This window comes from Herpetosiphonaceae bacterium (assembly GCA_036374795.1).
In the GTDB taxonomy this organism is placed as follows: Bacteria; Chloroflexota; Chloroflexia; order Chloroflexales; family Kallotenuaceae; genus LB3-1.
Genome location: DASUTC010000083.1, coordinates 1 through 15,481, shown reverse-complemented (window position 1 = coordinate 15,481; position 15,481 = coordinate 1). Strand labels below are relative to the sequence as shown.

Annotated in this window: 13 protein-coding genes; 2 read left to right on the top strand and 11 right to left on the bottom strand. The window is 62.8% G+C overall.

From position 1 onward, the window contains the following. Nucleotides 1-151 precede the first annotated feature (151 nt). Entirely contained in the window at nucleotides 152-400 is a 249-nt protein-coding gene (locus VFZ66_05845) for a hypothetical protein (GenBank protein ID HEX6288692.1), read from the bottom strand. A gap of 712 nt (nucleotides 401-1,112) precedes the next feature. Here VFZ66_05845 and VFZ66_05840 point away from each other — a divergent pair. Continuing rightward, complete coding sequence (locus VFZ66_05840; GenBank protein ID HEX6288691.1) at nucleotides 1,113-4,223, top strand: IPT/TIG domain-containing protein; 3,111 nt, start codon at nucleotides 1,113-1,115, stop codon at nucleotides 4,221-4,223. A 93-nt stretch (nucleotides 4,224-4,316) separates the two neighbouring features. Here the strand turns inward: VFZ66_05840 and VFZ66_05835 are convergent, their stop codons facing one another. The 8 genes from VFZ66_05835 to VFZ66_05800 all read right to left on the bottom strand — a co-directional run bounded on the left by VFZ66_05835 (nucleotide 4,317) and on the right by VFZ66_05800 (nucleotide 11,928). Continuing rightward, nucleotides 4,317-4,514 carry a mersacidin/lichenicidin family type 2 lantibiotic gene (locus tag VFZ66_05835; protein HEX6288690.1) on the bottom strand — a complete coding sequence of 66 codons (198 nt, stop codon included), beginning with the start codon at nucleotides 4,512-4,514 and terminating at the stop codon, nucleotides 4,317-4,319. Between the two features lie 53 nt (nucleotides 4,515-4,567). Further along, nucleotides 4,568-5,686: a hypothetical protein gene (locus tag VFZ66_05830; protein HEX6288689.1), complete on the bottom strand. Its 1,119-nt coding sequence runs from the start codon at nucleotides 5,684-5,686 to the stop codon at nucleotides 4,568-4,570. Nucleotides 5,687-5,806: 120 nt separating this feature from the next. Continuing rightward, nucleotides 5,807-7,300, bottom strand: a complete 1,494-nt coding sequence (locus VFZ66_05825) for a sulfite exporter TauE/SafE family protein (GenBank protein HEX6288688.1) — start codon at nucleotides 7,298-7,300, stop codon at nucleotides 5,807-5,809. Nucleotides 7,301-7,452: 152 nt separating this feature from the next. Next, complete coding sequence (locus tag VFZ66_05820) at nucleotides 7,453-8,196, bottom strand: D-Ala-D-Ala carboxypeptidase family metallohydrolase (protein ID HEX6288687.1); 744 nt, start codon at nucleotides 8,194-8,196, stop codon at nucleotides 7,453-7,455. Nucleotides 8,197-9,000: 804 nt separating this feature from the next. Next, on the bottom strand, nucleotides 9,001-9,978 hold the full coding sequence (locus tag VFZ66_05815; GenBank protein HEX6288686.1) for a GDP-mannose 4,6-dehydratase: 978 nt from the start codon (nucleotides 9,976-9,978) through the stop codon (nucleotides 9,001-9,003). Between the two features lie 10 nt (nucleotides 9,979-9,988). Then, nucleotides 9,989-10,522, bottom strand: coding sequence for a pyridoxamine 5'-phosphate oxidase family protein (locus VFZ66_05810; GenBank protein ID HEX6288685.1), 534 nt, complete (start codon nucleotides 10,520-10,522; stop codon nucleotides 9,989-9,991). Nucleotides 10,523-10,881: 359 nt separating this feature from the next. After that, nucleotides 10,882-11,394 (bottom strand): hemerythrin domain-containing protein, encoded by a 513-nt coding sequence (locus VFZ66_05805; GenBank protein HEX6288684.1) that lies wholly within the window; start codon nucleotides 11,392-11,394, stop codon nucleotides 10,882-10,884. 165 nt (nucleotides 11,395-11,559) lie between these two features. After that, nucleotides 11,560-11,928 carry a DUF4180 domain-containing protein gene (locus VFZ66_05800; protein ID HEX6288683.1) on the bottom strand — a complete coding sequence of 123 codons (369 nt, stop codon included), beginning with the start codon at nucleotides 11,926-11,928 and terminating at the stop codon, nucleotides 11,560-11,562. Between the two features lie 294 nt (nucleotides 11,929-12,222). Here VFZ66_05800 and VFZ66_05795 point away from each other — a divergent pair, with 294 nt between their 5' ends. Then, nucleotides 12,223-13,176, top strand: a complete 954-nt coding sequence (locus VFZ66_05795; GenBank protein HEX6288682.1) for an NAD-dependent epimerase/dehydratase family protein — start codon at nucleotides 12,223-12,225, stop codon at nucleotides 13,174-13,176. A 71-nt stretch (nucleotides 13,177-13,247) separates the two neighbouring features. Here VFZ66_05795 and VFZ66_05790 read toward each other — a convergent pair whose 3' ends face one another. Both VFZ66_05790 and VFZ66_05785 read right to left on the bottom strand, forming a co-directional pair. After that, a complete protein-coding gene (locus VFZ66_05790) occupies nucleotides 13,248-15,020 on the bottom strand; it encodes a hypothetical protein (GenBank protein ID HEX6288681.1) in 1,773 nt (590 codons plus the stop codon). Between the two features lie 271 nt (nucleotides 15,021-15,291). Further along, a partial coding sequence (locus VFZ66_05785; protein ID HEX6288680.1) for a hypothetical protein occupies nucleotides 15,292-15,481 on the bottom strand: 190 nt, incomplete at its 5' end.

Sequence of the window (15,481 nt, the reverse complement as noted above, 5' to 3'; positions counted from 1 at the left end):
CCCAAAGGGTACCCCGGCGCAAGGGCTGGGGGGCCTGAAACTCGAAACGTGGAACCAGGAGCACAACAGGCCACGCCTCGTATACGTACAGCAGCCGAGCCGGATCATCCCGGCTCGGCTGCTGTCTGATTCCCCTGGCGCCGAAGCCGCGCTACGCATCCTCGCCCGCTGTGCGCTGATAGGCACATCTGGCCCGTAGCGAGCGCTGCTGATGCTGGAGCGACACGCGCGCCAGCGCTCCCCGCGCGTAGCCTGCGCCGACCGGATCATCTGAGGCGAGCGCCCGGCCAAGACGGTTGCAAAGTGCCGCGATCAAGCCCGCTTGGATAGGCTGTGAGGCTGGGATGTAGGCGGCGCGAGCCATAAGATCCACTGCTGCCACGGTGTTTGCCCGACTCATACGAATACCTCCCGTTGATGGATATGCCTGATCGTCCGTAGGCTGTGCCCGGTGCATACGTGTCATCACGAGCGCGCGAGATGCATGATCTGCGCGACGACCATCGTGGGTTCGTGTAGCATGGGCAAACAGGGCCTACGGATCAGAGCGCGTTGGGGGGTGATCTTTAGTCGGGGGGTGCGACGCGGGGGAGTATTGGTTAAAAATTAGTTTATCACTCGTGTCAATAGGAACTGCAAACATTGTGTACGGCAGCGACGAAGCGCTTATGGTACAATGCTGCCGGCGCAATCACCATGATTCCAAGACAGTACTTCGATATAGCTCGGCTCGGCATTTCTGGCTTTGATGCTGGCGATGCTCTCTTTGCTCTTGTTGGTTGTGCATGTATTCTGCCCCATCTGTTCCCCATACGAAAGACCTAATCATCCTGTGATCGATGTGCCATTCAGCTAACAATTTTCTATAGAAAGGTCCCCCCATCGATGAACGATCGTCTGCGCCACGCTGCACGATTTCGACTTCTGCTGCTCGTGCTAATCATCAGTTTGCTGCCGCTTGCCGCTGCGGCTCGGTCGAACCACCGTCGCTCAAGCAGGCGTACCTATGGCTCAAGCAGCCGCCGTCCATGCAAGGCTCAGCACCGGATGCTCTAGAGTCCGCTTCCTCCAGATCGACGCAGAGCCTTGATGTCTGGAGTAGCATTGCGTATATGTCCTATCCGGCTGATGATTCCGAGATCTATGTGACCCGGCCTAACACCAGCTTCACCAGCCGCCTGACGAATCATCCCGCCGACGATTATTATCCTCGGCTCAATCGCGAGGCGACGGTGGTTGCGTTTGTTTCTGACCGGGATGGAAATTCGGAAATATATCGGGTGAACGTGGACGGCACCGAGCTACGGCGACTGACAGCCAACGCCGTTCTCGACACACAGCCCGTCTGGTCGCCGGATAATCTACGTCTGGCGTTCGCCTCCGAGCGCGACGGCAATCTCAATATCTATGCGATGAACGCCGACGGCTCCCGCCAGATTCGGCTCACCAGCGCCGCCGCCGCCGACTTGATGCCATCGTGGTCGCCGGATGGACAGCGCATCGCCTGGGTGCAGGTAGGCGAGAGCACGGCCACGCTGTGGGTGATGCAGGCCGACGGCAGCAATCCGCGCCCGGTCACGGGGCCGCTGAGCTACCTGCAACATCCGGTCTGGTCGCCGGATGGCACACGCATCGCCTTTGACTACGATGCCAACGGCGACGGCTGGAACGATCTGGCGGTGATCAACGCCGACGGCTCCGGGCTGCGCGTCGTGTCGTACTCGCCCCGCGATATGTACGATCTGGCGATGGGTAGCTGGAGTCCTGACGGCCAGAGGCTCTTATTCACCGGATTACAGTATATGATCTACCAGGGTCGGCTGGTGCTCGGTGGCATCGTGATCGGCGAGGTGCCCGTGGCTAGCGGCGAGAGCAGGCATATGCCAGGATTCAGCGGTAACAATGGCTTTCCCGATATGCGGCGGATCGATGAAACGCCGCCTGAGACGACCGTCGAGACGCTGCCGCAGTACTCGCGGCCCACGAATCTACCGATCATCTGGGGCGGCGTTGACCGTGGAGGGTCACAGATGGCCTTCTACGATGTGCAATATCGCGTCGGGGCAAATGGCACCTGGGTCGACTGGATGATCAACGTTCCGGTCATCCAGCATATCTACACGGGCGTGCCCGGCACAACGGTCTATTTCCGCAGCCGTGGCCGCGACAACGCCGGAAATGTGGAGGCGTGGTCGGCCAACGCCGATACATCGACGACCTTCTACACCTGGGCGCTCTCCGGTCAGGTGACGGATAATCGCGGTGTAGCGCTGCCGGACGCATCGATCGCGGTCGCGCCGACGCCTGCGAATACCGTTCGGACGCAGCCCAACGGGTGGTACACGGCGCGGCTCACAGCAGAGGGCAATCATACGCTTGGAGCGAGTCAGGCGGGCTATGGCTCGGTGCCCGGCTCGACGCTGCGGGTGACAGGCGACCGGGCCTTCGATCTGGCGCTGCCGCCGCTCGACTCCGCGCTCCAGAACGGCGGCTTCGAGGCGCAGGCCAATCAGTTGAGCAGCTGGACGGCGGGCGGCTCGCTGCCTGTCGAGACAACGGCGGCAGCGCCGCACACGGGCGCTCAAGCCGCCGCGCTGGGCCAGTCCTGTCCGCTGCCGTGCGTCGGCGGTGCGGAGCCAGCCTGGGAGAAGAGCGCCAGCTCCCAGCTTGCGGTCGATAGCGCGGGCAGCGTGCATATGGTCTGGATAGCCTACGAGCCGGATGAGCGCAACACATCGGTCTACCATGCTACCCGTCCACACGGCGGCGCATGGACCACGCCGACACGCCTCGGCGTAGGCTACGCGCCGCAGATCGCGATCGACGGCCTTGGGCGCGCGCATTTGGCCTGGTATCAGTATGGCAAGATCTACTACGCCGAGCGCTCAGCAGCGGGTGCGTGGACGACTCCGGCAGTTATTAGTTCGGGCTATGCCGTAGCGCTTGAAGCTGATGCACAGGGTGGTGTCCACCTGCTCAATGATTGCTCCGGCTGGAGCTGTCCGGGCGATGGTAAGCTTTACTACGTGGAACGGCTTCCCTCAGGCGGCTGGCAGCAGCCTTCCATGCTCTACATCGGCAGCTCCTGGGGATATTTCGATTCGACGATGACGATCGGCCTGGACGGCACGCTGCATGTGCTATGGGTCGAGACAGATGTCGATGGCCCTGCGCTGATCTACCAGTCCCGCCGTGCGACCGGCGCGTGGACGCCGCGTGAAGCATTGGTGCTGGGCAATGTGTCGCGCCTGGAAGTGGCGGGGGGGCCTGCCGGTGAGCTGCATCTGCTCTACACCTGGGATGCGACCATCTACCTGTATCGTTCCGCCGATGGCATGTGGTCTGCGTCGCATCGCCTGCCCGCCGTTATGACTGATACGGCAATCGCGGCAGACCACGCGGGTACAGTGCATCTCCTCACGCAGGGATACGTCAATAGCGAGTATGTGGCGCAGTACTACCGTAAAGAGCCGAATATGGAATGGGCCGGACCTACCGCGATCGGGCAGACCAGGGTGTTTGGTTCGGAGATCGCCGTCGGGCGGGATGGGCGGCTACACTTGAGCTGGACCGACTCGACCACGACCGATGCGCGCGTCCAGTATCAGACGACGGCGCTGGCGGCTACGCCGGGCAGCGCGACGCTCCGCCAGACGGTGACGATCCCCGCCGCGATGCATCGCCCGACGCTGTCTTGGATGTACAGCCTCACGGGCGCGGCACCGGCGAATGGCTCGCGCTTTGAGGTGCAGCTCACCAGCGGAGATACTACAGCGACGATCTTCAGCGCCGATGCCGCGACAAGCTGGAGGCAAGCCTGGGCCGATCTGCAACCCTGGGCAGGCCAGACGGTCGATCTGACGTTTGTACTGCACCAGTCCGCCGACGCGCCGCACGCTCGGCTGCTGCTCGACGACCTTTCGCTCGGCTCATGGCTAACGCCGGTCATCACGGCGGTCGCGCCCGCCCGCGCCGACGCCGGGACATCGATCACCATCGAGGGCGAGAACTTTATCGCCACGCCCACGGTGTACGTCAACAATACCGCGCTGAGCGCAGTACGCTGGCTGGATGAGCAGACGTTGCAGGCGACCTTGCCGCCCACGCTGCGGCCCGGCGCGTACACCGTCACCGTGGTCAATCCCGGCGGCCAAAAAACGGCGCTCGCCAATAGCCTGCGGATCGGCTGGCAGGTCTACGTGGCGCGGGTTGCCCGTCCGTAGCGCTTAAGCGTGGGAGCCGCCGCAGAACGCAACGTCTACGGCGGCTCCGGGTTGATCCGATTAAGCGGTCTGAGCGCGACGGTTCAGAAACGTCTAATCGCAGTTGTAGGTGCAGGGATTGCACGATGGATAGTACGACGGCGGCGAGTCCGACACGCTCGACAGCTCCTCGTCCGCGATCTCGGATCTGCCCGCAGGATTCGACGGAATCAGCGCCCGATCGGCGTCGCTCAGTTCTTGCCGATAATGTTCATTTTTCCAAGCTCGGATAATCGCCTCCACGTCGATCATGGCTGTGCCTCCTGCTATCTTGTGCTTAAAGCCAACAAAGCTTTGTCGATCGATCACCGGCTGGCCCAGGCAACGCCGCTTGACATGCCTTGCTCGCTGATACGCTGCGACTTGCCGCTCTCGATGTCGAGGATAAAAATACCACCCTTTTTGTCGCCGCTGTACACAATGCGGCGTCCGTCGGGACTCCAGGCGGAGCGGGGATCGTCCAGGCCGCTGGTGAGCCGCCGCAGGTGTTGCCCATCGGCATCCATCACCCACACGTCGGCATCCACACTGTGGGCGTAGGCCACCGAGATGCCCAGCAGATACTCGAACCAGGAGCGCTCCGCCGTGCGCTTCGGCTGATCGCCCACAGGACCGCCCGCGCCGGTGAAGAGGATCTGTCGGCCATCGGCGGACCAGCTCGGCGCGGACATGTAGGTGAAGCGCGGCTCCGTGACTACCGCTGGCCGCTGCTGGGTGCCGTCGGCCTGCGCCAGCATCAGCGTCATCGAAACGCCCTCGGTCTGCTGCGTCAGCTCCAGATAGGCGAGCTGGCGCTGATCCGGCGAGAGCACGCCCGCGCGGGCCTTCTCGATCAACGGCTGCATCGCGCTGGTTGCCGGATCGAACTGCGCCAGCGACGCGATGTTGTTATCCTCTGCCAGCGGCACCACCGATACGATCAGCTTTTGCCCGTCGGGTGTCCACGATGCCGCGTCGAAAAACTCGCGGGTGTTCTCCCTGCGCGCCAGCACGCGCCCTTTGCCGCTGCTGCGGTCGATGCCGCACACAAGCTGCACCTGAGCCACCGTCTCCTGCGCGTTCTCTGGGTGCGCGCCGAAGAGCGTCCAGATAAAGGTCAGCGTTTGTCCATCGGGCGACCAGAAAGGCTCGTGGGTGTATACATCCAGCGGCGTGGTCGTCACCTGCTGCTGGCGGCTGCCGTCTTCGGGCAGCGCGATCAGGTTGTTCTCGGCGATAAAGACGATCGGCCCCGCGAGCGGCTCCGGCGCGTCCGGGCAGGTCAGCGCGCTGGGGGGCACCGGCGTGCCGCTGGGCGGCGTTACCTTGTTCAGGGGCGGCCCGCCGCCGCCCGCTGCCGGTGTTGGGCCAGGCCCGGCGCTACAGGAGGCCCGCAGCAGCGCCAGGAGCAGATGGGGCAACCATCGAGCAATACGATATGTCATAAGGTAATTCCGCGATCGACGCAAGCGCCCTGGCAGGCTGGGCAGATCTCGATCCGCTCGCGGCCTGTTTGAGCGCCTGTGCGATCCATGGTTATGATTGAGGAATGATCATAGCGCGGGCTACAGCTCGACAATGCCTTGCCAGGCCAATGCCGCGCCCAGCCCGATCACCAGCGCGGCGCTGAGCACCGGCAGCCAGTACGCAACTTTGGGCGTCGTCGGCAGCGCGCTGCGTAGGCGCCCGCCTACCGTCACGAGCGCCACGCCAATCCCGATCAAGACACCGGCCAGGCCAATGCTGAACGCGATAATCATCAGCAGGCCAAGCAGCATTTGCCCGACCGCCACCGCGACGATCAAGATCACCAGCGCCTCGGTACACGGCACGATCCCGCCGGATACGCCCAGCGCGATCAGGCTGCGCGGCGTGATCCGCTCCGGCAGCTCGTGCGAATGCCCATGCCCGCCGTGATGATGGTGATGGTGATGATCGTGATCGTGATGATGATCGTGATGATGATCGTGATCGTGATGATGATCGTGATCGTGATGATGATGATCGTGATCGTGATGATGGCTGCTCTTGCCGGTCCAGGCCTCGCGCAGGCGCGTGCGGAGCAGCGTCACGCCCAGCCCGACGACCAGCAGGCCCGACAGGGCCGTCAGACCGGGCAAGATTCGCTCAGGCTTGATCGTCTGGCTGAAGGCGAGCAGCAGCGTGCCCAGCGCCAGAACGCTGGCGGTGTGGGTGAAGGTGACGATGGTGCCGAGGGTGATCGCATGACGAACGGTGCCGCGCGATCCTACCAGATAGGCCGCGACCAGCGTTTTGCCGTGGCCGGGCTGGAGCGCATGCAGCGCGCCGAAGAGCAGCGCCGCCAGCAGGGTCATCGTCAGAAATCCTGGGCTGAAGCGTCCTTCTCGCAGGCGCGAAACCAGCGCGCTGTCGCCGATGCGCTCGGCCAGATCGGCAGGTGCCGCCGCTGCCTCCGACGACGTTTGAGAGGCTGCCGTAGCGGCGGCTAGCTCAAGCGGAAACGTGGCCTCGTGCTTGCCCACATCGGTTGCCGCGCGCACGACCACGCCCGGAGCGGCCAGCGCGGTAAAGGTGTAGGTGCTGATCTTGGCGTAGGCTCGTCCGGCTACATGTAGGCTGTGAGCGCCGGTGCTCAGGCCGGGCGACGCGGCAATCGCGTTGACCACGATCTCGCCTTTGGAGCCCAAGAATAAACTATTGCGCGTTGGTGGAAAGGTCGCGCCAGCTTCATCTAGAGCCAGCGCCAGCGGCGTGCCGTCGATGTCGAGCGCCAGCTCTGTGAGATAGCGCTGGCCCCACTGCCCCGCCTCGTCGGCAGAAACCGTGTTATCGCCATTCGTATCTGCCTCGCCCCAGATGCGCCCTGCCACCAATGGGCCAACGGAGATCCGCGCCTGGACGGTTACGCTCTCAGGGCTGAGGCTGAGCTGCACTTTGTGGGCTAGCTCGTCGAGGGGATGCGCCAGCGTCGTGGTTGTGGTGCTCCACAGCGTGATGATGCAGCAGAGCAGGGCAAGGAGCCGACGGCGGCTGCGGCTCGTCGTAGCGCCGCTCGCAGGCTGACAACCGGACATCATGTGGGTACTCCCTGGTTCTCCTAGAGGGCTGATGTGCGGCATGATCACACCGATCATGCCGCACATCGCTTGTATGCAGTTAGGTGCAGAATGGCTCCGCGCGGCTCGGTGATCGCCGCGCGGGTGGCGGGTATCATGCGCGGAGCATGGGACTACTCGCTGTACGCCCAGTGCCAGAACTGCGCGCCGTAGGGATATTCGATGCGGCTATCGAGGTGGTTGAAGCTGCTGTAGGTGATGATGCCGCTGAAGCCGCAGGTCTTGGCGGTTTCACGCACCCACGAAACCGAGTGGCCGCTCACGACCAGATCGGCTGCGATGCCGTACATGTGCTGGCTGTTCGACGCGCCGCCGACCGCCGAGTTGTGCGAGATGCTGCGGAAGCCGGAGTTGATCGTGATCGGCGAGCCGCCCGCTTTCTTGCGCAGCGCTTCCAGCTTGTACATCAGGCGGCGGACGTTTTCTTTGACCGTGGTCGAGCCGACCTTGCCGCCTGAAAAGCCGCTGCCGTCCTTGGAGTAGAACTCGCTCCACTCGAAGTGCGCGGTCGAGCCGTCTCCGCTCTCCAGGCTGTTCAGCACGCTCTGCGTCTGCGGGCCGACGATGCCGTCAGCGGCTAGGCCGTACGCGCGCTGGAAGCGGATCACCGCCGCCTTGGTGCCGGGGCCGAAATTGCCGTCGATCGCGACGTAGGTCTGGGAGGCGCTATCAGCGGCCCAGCCAGCGACGCGGATCTGAAGCTCTCGCACGTCGGAGCCGGTCATGCCCTGGCTGAGTGTGCGAGTCCAGGTGTACGCGGCGGCGGGCTGGGTCGTCGATTTAAGCGGAACAGCGGCTAGCGCCAGGGCGAACATGCCGATCAGCATGACGTAGCGACGAAGATGTCTTCGGACCATACGAAATCCCCCAATGTGCTAAGGTTTAACGAACGATGATGTTGAAACGCAGGGCTGGATGAGACGATCATCTCTGCTTGCAGATACCCACCTCCTGTTGCTTCGATCCGGATTGGTCGCGGCCATGCTGCACCTCTCCACTTCCGATAAGCTGGTCTGCCAGCGCCTGGCGATGATCAGCATACGCCCGCGTAGGCTCGGAATGAAACGCTGTGTGCTGCCATACCGGACGAGGTCTACTGCCTGACGGTGCGCGTTTTGCCTGCTGTCTCGGATCGTGTTTTAGCGCTGCTCACCTCCATTCCAAGCTCGATCAAGGGGGTGGAAGAGCGCTATACGTAGAGTGTAATCGGGAAGTCTCAACGGGGCCTGAATAAAAGATGGTTAAATCTAAAAAATATCTTAAAAATGTAGGTTGTGCCCATGCTACCACCGCGCGCGGTAAAAAACATCCGTGACGATAGTATCAGGTGACACGGCTCGTATGAGCCAATGCGATCCGTGATCAAAGTCCGGCTTGACAGACGGAGAACGAAGAACAAAGGAACAAGAGAACAAGGAAACAAAGCGCTGCCAAGCCGGGGCGGGTGCCCGGCGAGGTGAGGGCCTGTAAGGGAACAAGAGAACAAAAGAATAAGAGAACAAACGGAGCACCAAGAACTAAGAGCCAAGCACAAAAGCTCGACCTTCCCCCTCGCCTGCGCACACCGAGCGGGAACGGGACCCGCGAGGGCGGGGAAGGGGGTGGCCGCAGGGCCGGGGGTGAGGGCCTGACCGCGAAGCTCGGAACTTGGAACAAAGCGCCTAAAGCACCAGCTGGGTGCGCTCGAAGGCGATCACCGAGCGCAGGATGCCATCGAGATCGAACGTGGGCGCGCATCCGGTCAACTGCTGCAACTTCTCGATGCTGGGAACGCGCCGCCGCATATCCTCGAAGCCGGACGCATACGCCTGGTCGTAGGGCACGAACATCAGCGTCGAGTCGCTCTCGGCAAGCTCGATCACGCGGCGCGCCAGGCTCTCGATCGTGATCTCGTTATGGCTGCCGATGTTGACGATCTCGCCGATCGCGGCGGGATTGTCGAGCAGGCCGATCAGCGCGCTGACCGTATCGCCGACGTGGGTAAAGCAGCGCCGCTGCTGCCCATCGCCATAGACTTGCAGCGGCTCGTGACGCAACGCCGCGCGCACGAAGCGCGGGATCACCATGCCGTAGCGTCCGCTCTGGCGAGGACCAACCGTGTTGAAGATGCGCACGATCGTCACGGGCAGATCGCGCTCTTTGTAGTACGCCAGCGCCAGAAATTCATCCAGCAGCTTGGAGCAGGCGTAGCTCCAGCGGCTCATCTGCGACGATCCGAGCAAGAGATCGGCGTCCTCGCGGAACGGCAGCTGTGTGCTTTTGCCGTAGACCTCGGAGGTGCTGGCGACTAAGACCTGCTTGCCCTTCTTGGCCGCCCACTTCAGCACCACCTCGGTGCCCGCGACATTGGTTTCGATCGTCCGCACCGGGCTCTGCACGATCAACTGCACGCCGACGGCGGCGGCAAGATGCACCACCGTGTCGCACTCGTCGATCAGCTCGGCCAGCACCGCCTCGTTCATGATCGTATCGAGCGTGTAGCTGAAGCGCGAGTTGCTTTTCAGATGCCGAATATTGGCAATCGCGCCGGTCGAGAGATCGTCGATAATGCTGACGCTGTCGCCGCGCGCCAGGAGCGCCTCGGCAAGATACGAGCCGATAAATCCGGCGCCGCCAGTGATCAAAAAGGATCGAGTCATGGGCCTCTTCTTATAGCTTTTCCCGCCTGGCGCGGTACGCTGCTCCTTTATAGCGGCGGCCTCGATCGACAACCCGGCGGTCGCGCACGAAGCTCATGGCCGGAACGCCATAGCCGCAGCTTGTCATTGTCTGCTCGACCTCGATGTCGATCACCTGTCGCGGCGGCGCGTTCAGTTCGCGCGCCGTATACTGCAACAGCAGCTCCGCAATCGGCGACTCGGCCAGTGGTGTCACAGAGGCTCTGCCGTAGAGGCGAACAATCGCCGCCTGATCATCTTCAAACGAGCAAACCATAACGGTAATCGGCCCGCCTGCGAGCGAATGCCGAGCGGTTTCGTTGCCGCTTCCAGCGTAATCCAGAAACGCGACACGATTGGGCGTAAGGATATGGAGCGGAACGCCGCCTTTCGGCGAAAGGTTAACCGGGCCAACATGATGCGGCCCGTGCGCGAGCTGCGGATCAGCCGTCGCCACAAAGAAGAGCGGAGCATTGTTGATGAGCGCCGATTGCTCATCGGTAATCCACGGATAGAAGGTTGCCATGCTGTGTACCTGCTCGGTATGCGCCTGTTACGTCGCGTGCGATGCGTGACCGCGTGTTCTGGGTCTGGCCGATTGTCCAACCATATTATACTGCAAGCTCAGGTCGATGTTTATGGTAGCGTCGCGTGATGACATACGGCGCAGGCTGCTGCACCGCTTGTGCGGCAGCCTTGCAGATTTGGAGAGGGGTAGCAAGGGGGCACAGATGGCGCTGAAAGCGATCAGCGGCTTGTCGGCTGCGCATGTGCTGTCCTGCCGACGCTGATGTTACTCACGCCGAGCTTACCGGCTGGTGCGGCGCGTGAGCCTTACGAGTCTGCCGATCGGCTGCCTCGCAGTTCCGCCGATCCCGGCGGCGTTTATCCGGCTACCGCCCGCTGCTTCATGGTTGCCGCCGCGGCTTCCATGTCCGCAAACATCCGCCGGGCTTCTTCGGCGGTCAGTCGCGAGTCGAGGAGCGGCAAATAGATCTCTTCCTCCTTGGCGAAATGGACGTTCACCAGGGCGTAGAGGCCGTACAGGACGCGCCGCAATGCCTTCGCCTGCGCATCGCCGATCTCGTCTGCCGCCAGCGCCGACCGGATGCTGGCTAGCTCCTCCGTGAGCCGTCCCACCTCAATATGATCGCGACTCATGGTGGCGGTGGCTTGCGCCGCTCCCATCGCCGCACTCACGACTGGGTAGAGCGCCTGATCTTCGGCCTCGGCGTGCGGGATGAGATGCTGCGACAGAAAAGTATACACGTCATCGACATGCTGGCGGAGTTTGTCCAGCGGCACCTCGCCGATCATGTCCGCGACCTGACGAAGTTCCTCGATATGTGGAAAGAGTGCTTGATGCTCCTCGCGCAATGGCTGGGTGATCGGTGCCATAGATCAACCTCCTTTCAAGGAACGAGGAAAAGGATTGTCACCTGGGAATGGCCGCGCAGTTCTCCCGCGCCGCGTGAATCTGTGGGCACCATCCTCCTCCATAGCACACGATAGCAGAGGAAGATCGGCGCTGAAGAAAAGAGATGACGACGACAGGTAGAGGAATCATTCTCGTCCCGAACAGAGCCACTCCTGCGCCGCCGCGCGCTCGTCGAACAGGCGAACGTCCGGCCCGCGCTGCTCATCCGCCAGCAGATCCGCAAAGCGGCGGCTCATGCGCAGGGTGGGTGAGGACACGATCGCAAGACGAATATGGTAGGTCCGCAGCTTTTGCAGCAGCATGCCAGCCTCGCCGGAACTCAGGTCGAAGAAGCGAGCCGTCAGATTTTCGGGGTAGAGCAGGAGCCGATCGACGGCGTGGGCAAAGCATGTCTCAAGCACGCTCCCGACATCCTCTGCCCGCTCGATGAGGGGCTGTCCGGGTACACCCTCCATGAAGCGCTGGCCCTGTACATCACACAGCGTGAGTTTCATTGATCCACCTCCATCAGCACCGATTATCGAGCAGCACGTTCACAAGCCCTCGCGCCGTGGGGTGGTTGCGTGCCGACCCACACGGCAGTGTGATCAACAGCGTTGCCCTTGTCTCTCACCCACACCCGGTGCCTCAAAAGCGTGTACGAAACGTATCGCCGCTGGTACAATGACCTGCTGCGCGCAACATCGCGTAGCAGCGCGGCGCGACGATCGGCGAGACGTGCGGGATGGCACGGCAGCCTGGAGATGCCGTACAATAAAGAACGCTATTGAGACAAAAGGATTGCATAGATGAACATCCTGGTGACAGGCGCGGCGGGCTTTATCGGCTCGCATCTCGCGGAGCGGCTGGTAGCGCTGGGCCATACGGTGCGCGGCGTCGATTGCTTTACCGATTACTACGCCCGTGAGCTGAAGGAATTGAACGTCCGCGACATCCAGCGCAGCGGCGTAACGTTCATGCCGCTCGATCTGGCCGCCGATGATCTGAGCGCGGCACTGCGCGACGTGCAGATCGTCTATCATCTCGCGGCGCAGCCGGGCCTCTCCGCGACCACGACTTTTCAAACCTATGTGCGGAATAATCTTACCGCCACCTATCGCCTGCTTGAGGCCGCCAGAGAGTCGCCCGCATTCGAGGGCTTCCTCAACATCTCGACCTCCTCGGTCTATGGCCTGGACGCCACGGGCGACGAGACGACCGAGCCGAAGCCGACATCCTTCTATGGTGTTACCAAGCTGGCGGCAGAGCAGCTGGTGATGGCCTACGCGCGTGACTACGGCATGCCGAACTGCTCGCTGCGCCTGTTTTCGGTGTACGGCCCACGGGAGCGCCCCGAAAAGCTATATCACGGGCTGATCCGCAGCATCCTCGAAGATCGCGAGTTTCCGCTGTTCGAGGGCAGCGAGCATCATCTGCGCAGCTACACCTACGTCGGCGACATCGTGGACGGCCTGGTGCTGGCGCTGCACCACCTCGATCGCTGCGTGGGCGAGATCTTCAACATCGGCAGCGACACCGCGATCACCACGGGCGAGGGCATCCAGATCATCGAGGAGCTGATCGGGAAGCCGGCGCGGCTGGTGCGCAAGCCGCGTCGCACGGGCGATCAGCTCAAGACGCACGCCAATATCGACAAAGCGCGCAGCGTGCTCTCGTACCATCCGACGACCTCGGCCCGCGAGGGTCTGGCAGCCGAGGTCGCCTGGTACCGGCAGCAGGTCTTCGAGCGCGTACGCGCCTGACGCTGGCTACGGTCCGGGGTACGTTTTGGGTCGGGCACCCGGTTCTTTGTTCCCTTGCTCTTTCGCCCCGGCTACGGCTGCTGCCGCGCCTGGCACTCTCCCTCAGGCGCCGCCAGACGATAGATCTGAACCTGATCGTCGTCGTAGGCGGGCTGGAGAAACGCGCTGTGCTCGGCCATCTGCGCGCTGTGTTGGGCTAGCCACTGCCGATCGACCACCAGCGTATTCACGCCCAGGCCCTTGTTCAACGTACACAGCCCTACATAGTCGGGAAAGCGCTCCGCCATCATCGACTGAAACTGCGTATATACCGGAACGATCTCGCCGTTGGGACCTTTGATCTGCGGAAAATACCCGGAGTAGCCATTGACGATCGGCTTGTGATGCTCCATCTGGCCGAGCATGCGCCACGTTTCGCTCTCGTAGGCGGCAACATGCAGACCCGCTGGAAAGGGAATATGCGCCACAACCGTCGTGTCGGGCTGATCGCGCAGCCAGGCTGTCCAGCCGTTCTGAGCGTTCGGCGGCATGGGCACCAGCCCACCCTGGCTCGAAAGATTCTCAACCGCTCCGAGCAAGCCTGCGCCAAGCAGCAGCGCCAGACCGCCGCGCGCGCCGACCGATCGCAGATTCGTCAGCGCCAGCGCTGCGAGAATCGGCAGGAAGAGCTGCATGATCGCTGCGAACCGAAACGGCGAGCGCAGGCTGCTGAAGCCCGGCACGAGCGCGCGAAGCGTGGCAAAGGGCTGCCATCCGGCCAGCGAGAGGTTGAGGCCAAGCGCGAGCAGCAGCGCGGCGGCGGTGCTCGCCGCCAGAAAGATTGTCCAGCGCCGCTGCTGGGCATCGCGCACGCCGCGCACAATGCCCGCCGCCGCCAGCACCGTCAGGATCAGGCCGGGGAACAGGCCGGCGGTGTCTTCCATGCTGATCGGCGGAATGGGCACCAAAGCGTTGTCGGGACGGGTCAGAAAATCGGCGGGACGCGCCGAGAGCGCCTGCACCACGGTTTCCGGGCGCGATAGGCCAAGCTCGCGCTGAAGATTCAGCGCCGGAAACGCGATCAGCAGCACCAGCAGCGCCGCTCCCACGCCAGCCGGGATCAGCCGCAGCAGTGCGCCTTGCTGGAAGCGCTGCTGCGCCAGCGCCACTAAGCCCCCGGCGGCGGCAAAGGGCGTGAACATCAGCGCGTACTGCTGACATGTCAGATAGGTCGCGACAAAGCCAAGCGCCGCCCAGATCGCCCAGCGCGTCGTTCCGGCCCGTCCGAAGCGGACCAGTCCCTCGATTGTCCAGAGCATGCCGAAGAGCGCGGTGAGCTGGAGCACCCCGGCGATCTTGGCGACGAACGGTAGCGTGACGGTGAGCGCACCCGCCAGCAGCGCGGCAGGAGCGGGTATCTCCAGGGCGCGAGCCAGCCGGTAGGCGAAGACGCCGTTCAACGTCAGCAGCGTCAGCAGCGCCAGATTGTAGATCAGCGCCAGGGGCGCTCCCAGGTACCACAGCGGCGCGGCGAGCAATCCCGTTAGCGGCTGCGGCTCCGAGAAGGTAAACGTGCCCGGATTCGGGTAAAAGATCGGCGCGTCCCAGTACCGCGCAAAGCCATGCAGCAGCCGATCCGCATTCCACCAGAGCGTCCAAAGGTTGAACAGCGGCACGGTCGCCTCGCGCTCGGTGCCCATAGGCATGGCCTGCGGCAGGTAGAGCGCCAGCGGCCAGGTTGCTGCGATACCCGCGATCAGACAGATACCGACAACCAGCCCTGCCCACAGCAGGCGCGGCGTGCTCCAGCGAGCGCGAGGAGCGATCTCGACATGCTCTTCCGTCGTGGGCGCGAATGGGGTCATAAGCTCATCTTTCTCTTGTTGAATTTCGAGGTTAAAGTTTCACGTTCAAAATGTATGGTTCTTGGTTTATGGTTTCGATCTCAACGTTCAAGGTTCACAGTTTCGCTTTGTGCTTGTGCTTTGTGCTTTCTCCCCCGGCCTTCGCTACGCCCCGCGATACGTACGCCAAGACCTCCCAGCCCTAAATGACCAGGAGGCCTTGCATTGTCTCAGGATGGATTGAAGAAGAAGCACGTATCCCAGCTATCTTAGTTCGACCGCAGCCTGTACGCTACTTCGCGGCACCGACGGCGCGCTCGAAGTCGGCCAGCGCCTTGCCATGCAGCTCCGCTGCCAGGCCGTCATGCGTCAGCGCTTCCAGCGTGCCGTTCGCGATCCGATACCGCCCTTCCGGCGCGATCATCAGATGCGTGCCCGGCTCGTCCGCCTTCGGCTCCAGGAAGAAGACGTAGCTCTCGCCC

What these genes read in the sequence shown, in the direction of transcription:
- VFZ66_05845 (HEX6288692.1), bottom strand. Translation starts at nt 400, where the DNA reads ATGAGTCGGGCAAACACCGTGGCAGCAGTGGATCTTATGGCTCGCGCC.
- VFZ66_05840 (HEX6288691.1), top strand. Translation starts at nt 1,113, where the DNA reads ATGTCCTATCCGGCTGATGATTCCGAGATCTATGTGACCCGGCCTAAC.
- VFZ66_05835 (HEX6288690.1), bottom strand. Translation starts at nt 4,514, where the DNA reads ATGATCGACGTGGAGGCGATTATCCGAGCTTGGAAAAATGAACATTAT.
- VFZ66_05830 (HEX6288689.1), bottom strand. Translation starts at nt 5,686, where the DNA reads ATGACATATCGTATTGCTCGATGGTTGCCCCATCTGCTCCTGGCGCTG.
- VFZ66_05825 (HEX6288688.1), bottom strand. Translation starts at nt 7,300, where the DNA reads ATGATGTCCGGTTGTCAGCCTGCGAGCGGCGCTACGACGAGCCGCAGC.
- VFZ66_05820 (HEX6288687.1), bottom strand. Translation starts at nt 8,196, where the DNA reads ATGGTCCGAAGACATCTTCGTCGCTACGTCATGCTGATCGGCATGTTC.
- VFZ66_05815 (HEX6288686.1), bottom strand. Translation starts at nt 9,978, where the DNA reads ATGACTCGATCCTTTTTGATCACTGGCGGCGCCGGATTTATCGGCTCG.
- VFZ66_05810 (HEX6288685.1), bottom strand. Translation starts at nt 10,522, where the DNA reads ATGGCAACCTTCTATCCGTGGATTACCGATGAGCAATCGGCGCTCATC.
- VFZ66_05805 (HEX6288684.1), bottom strand. Translation starts at nt 11,394, where the DNA reads ATGGCACCGATCACCCAGCCATTGCGCGAGGAGCATCAAGCACTCTTT.
- VFZ66_05800 (HEX6288683.1), bottom strand. Translation starts at nt 11,928, where the DNA reads ATGAAACTCACGCTGTGTGATGTACAGGGCCAGCGCTTCATGGAGGGT.
- VFZ66_05795 (HEX6288682.1), top strand. Translation starts at nt 12,223, where the DNA reads ATGAACATCCTGGTGACAGGCGCGGCGGGCTTTATCGGCTCGCATCTC.
- VFZ66_05790 (HEX6288681.1), bottom strand. Translation starts at nt 15,020, where the DNA reads ATGACCCCATTCGCGCCCACGACGGAAGAGCATGTCGAGATCGCTCCT.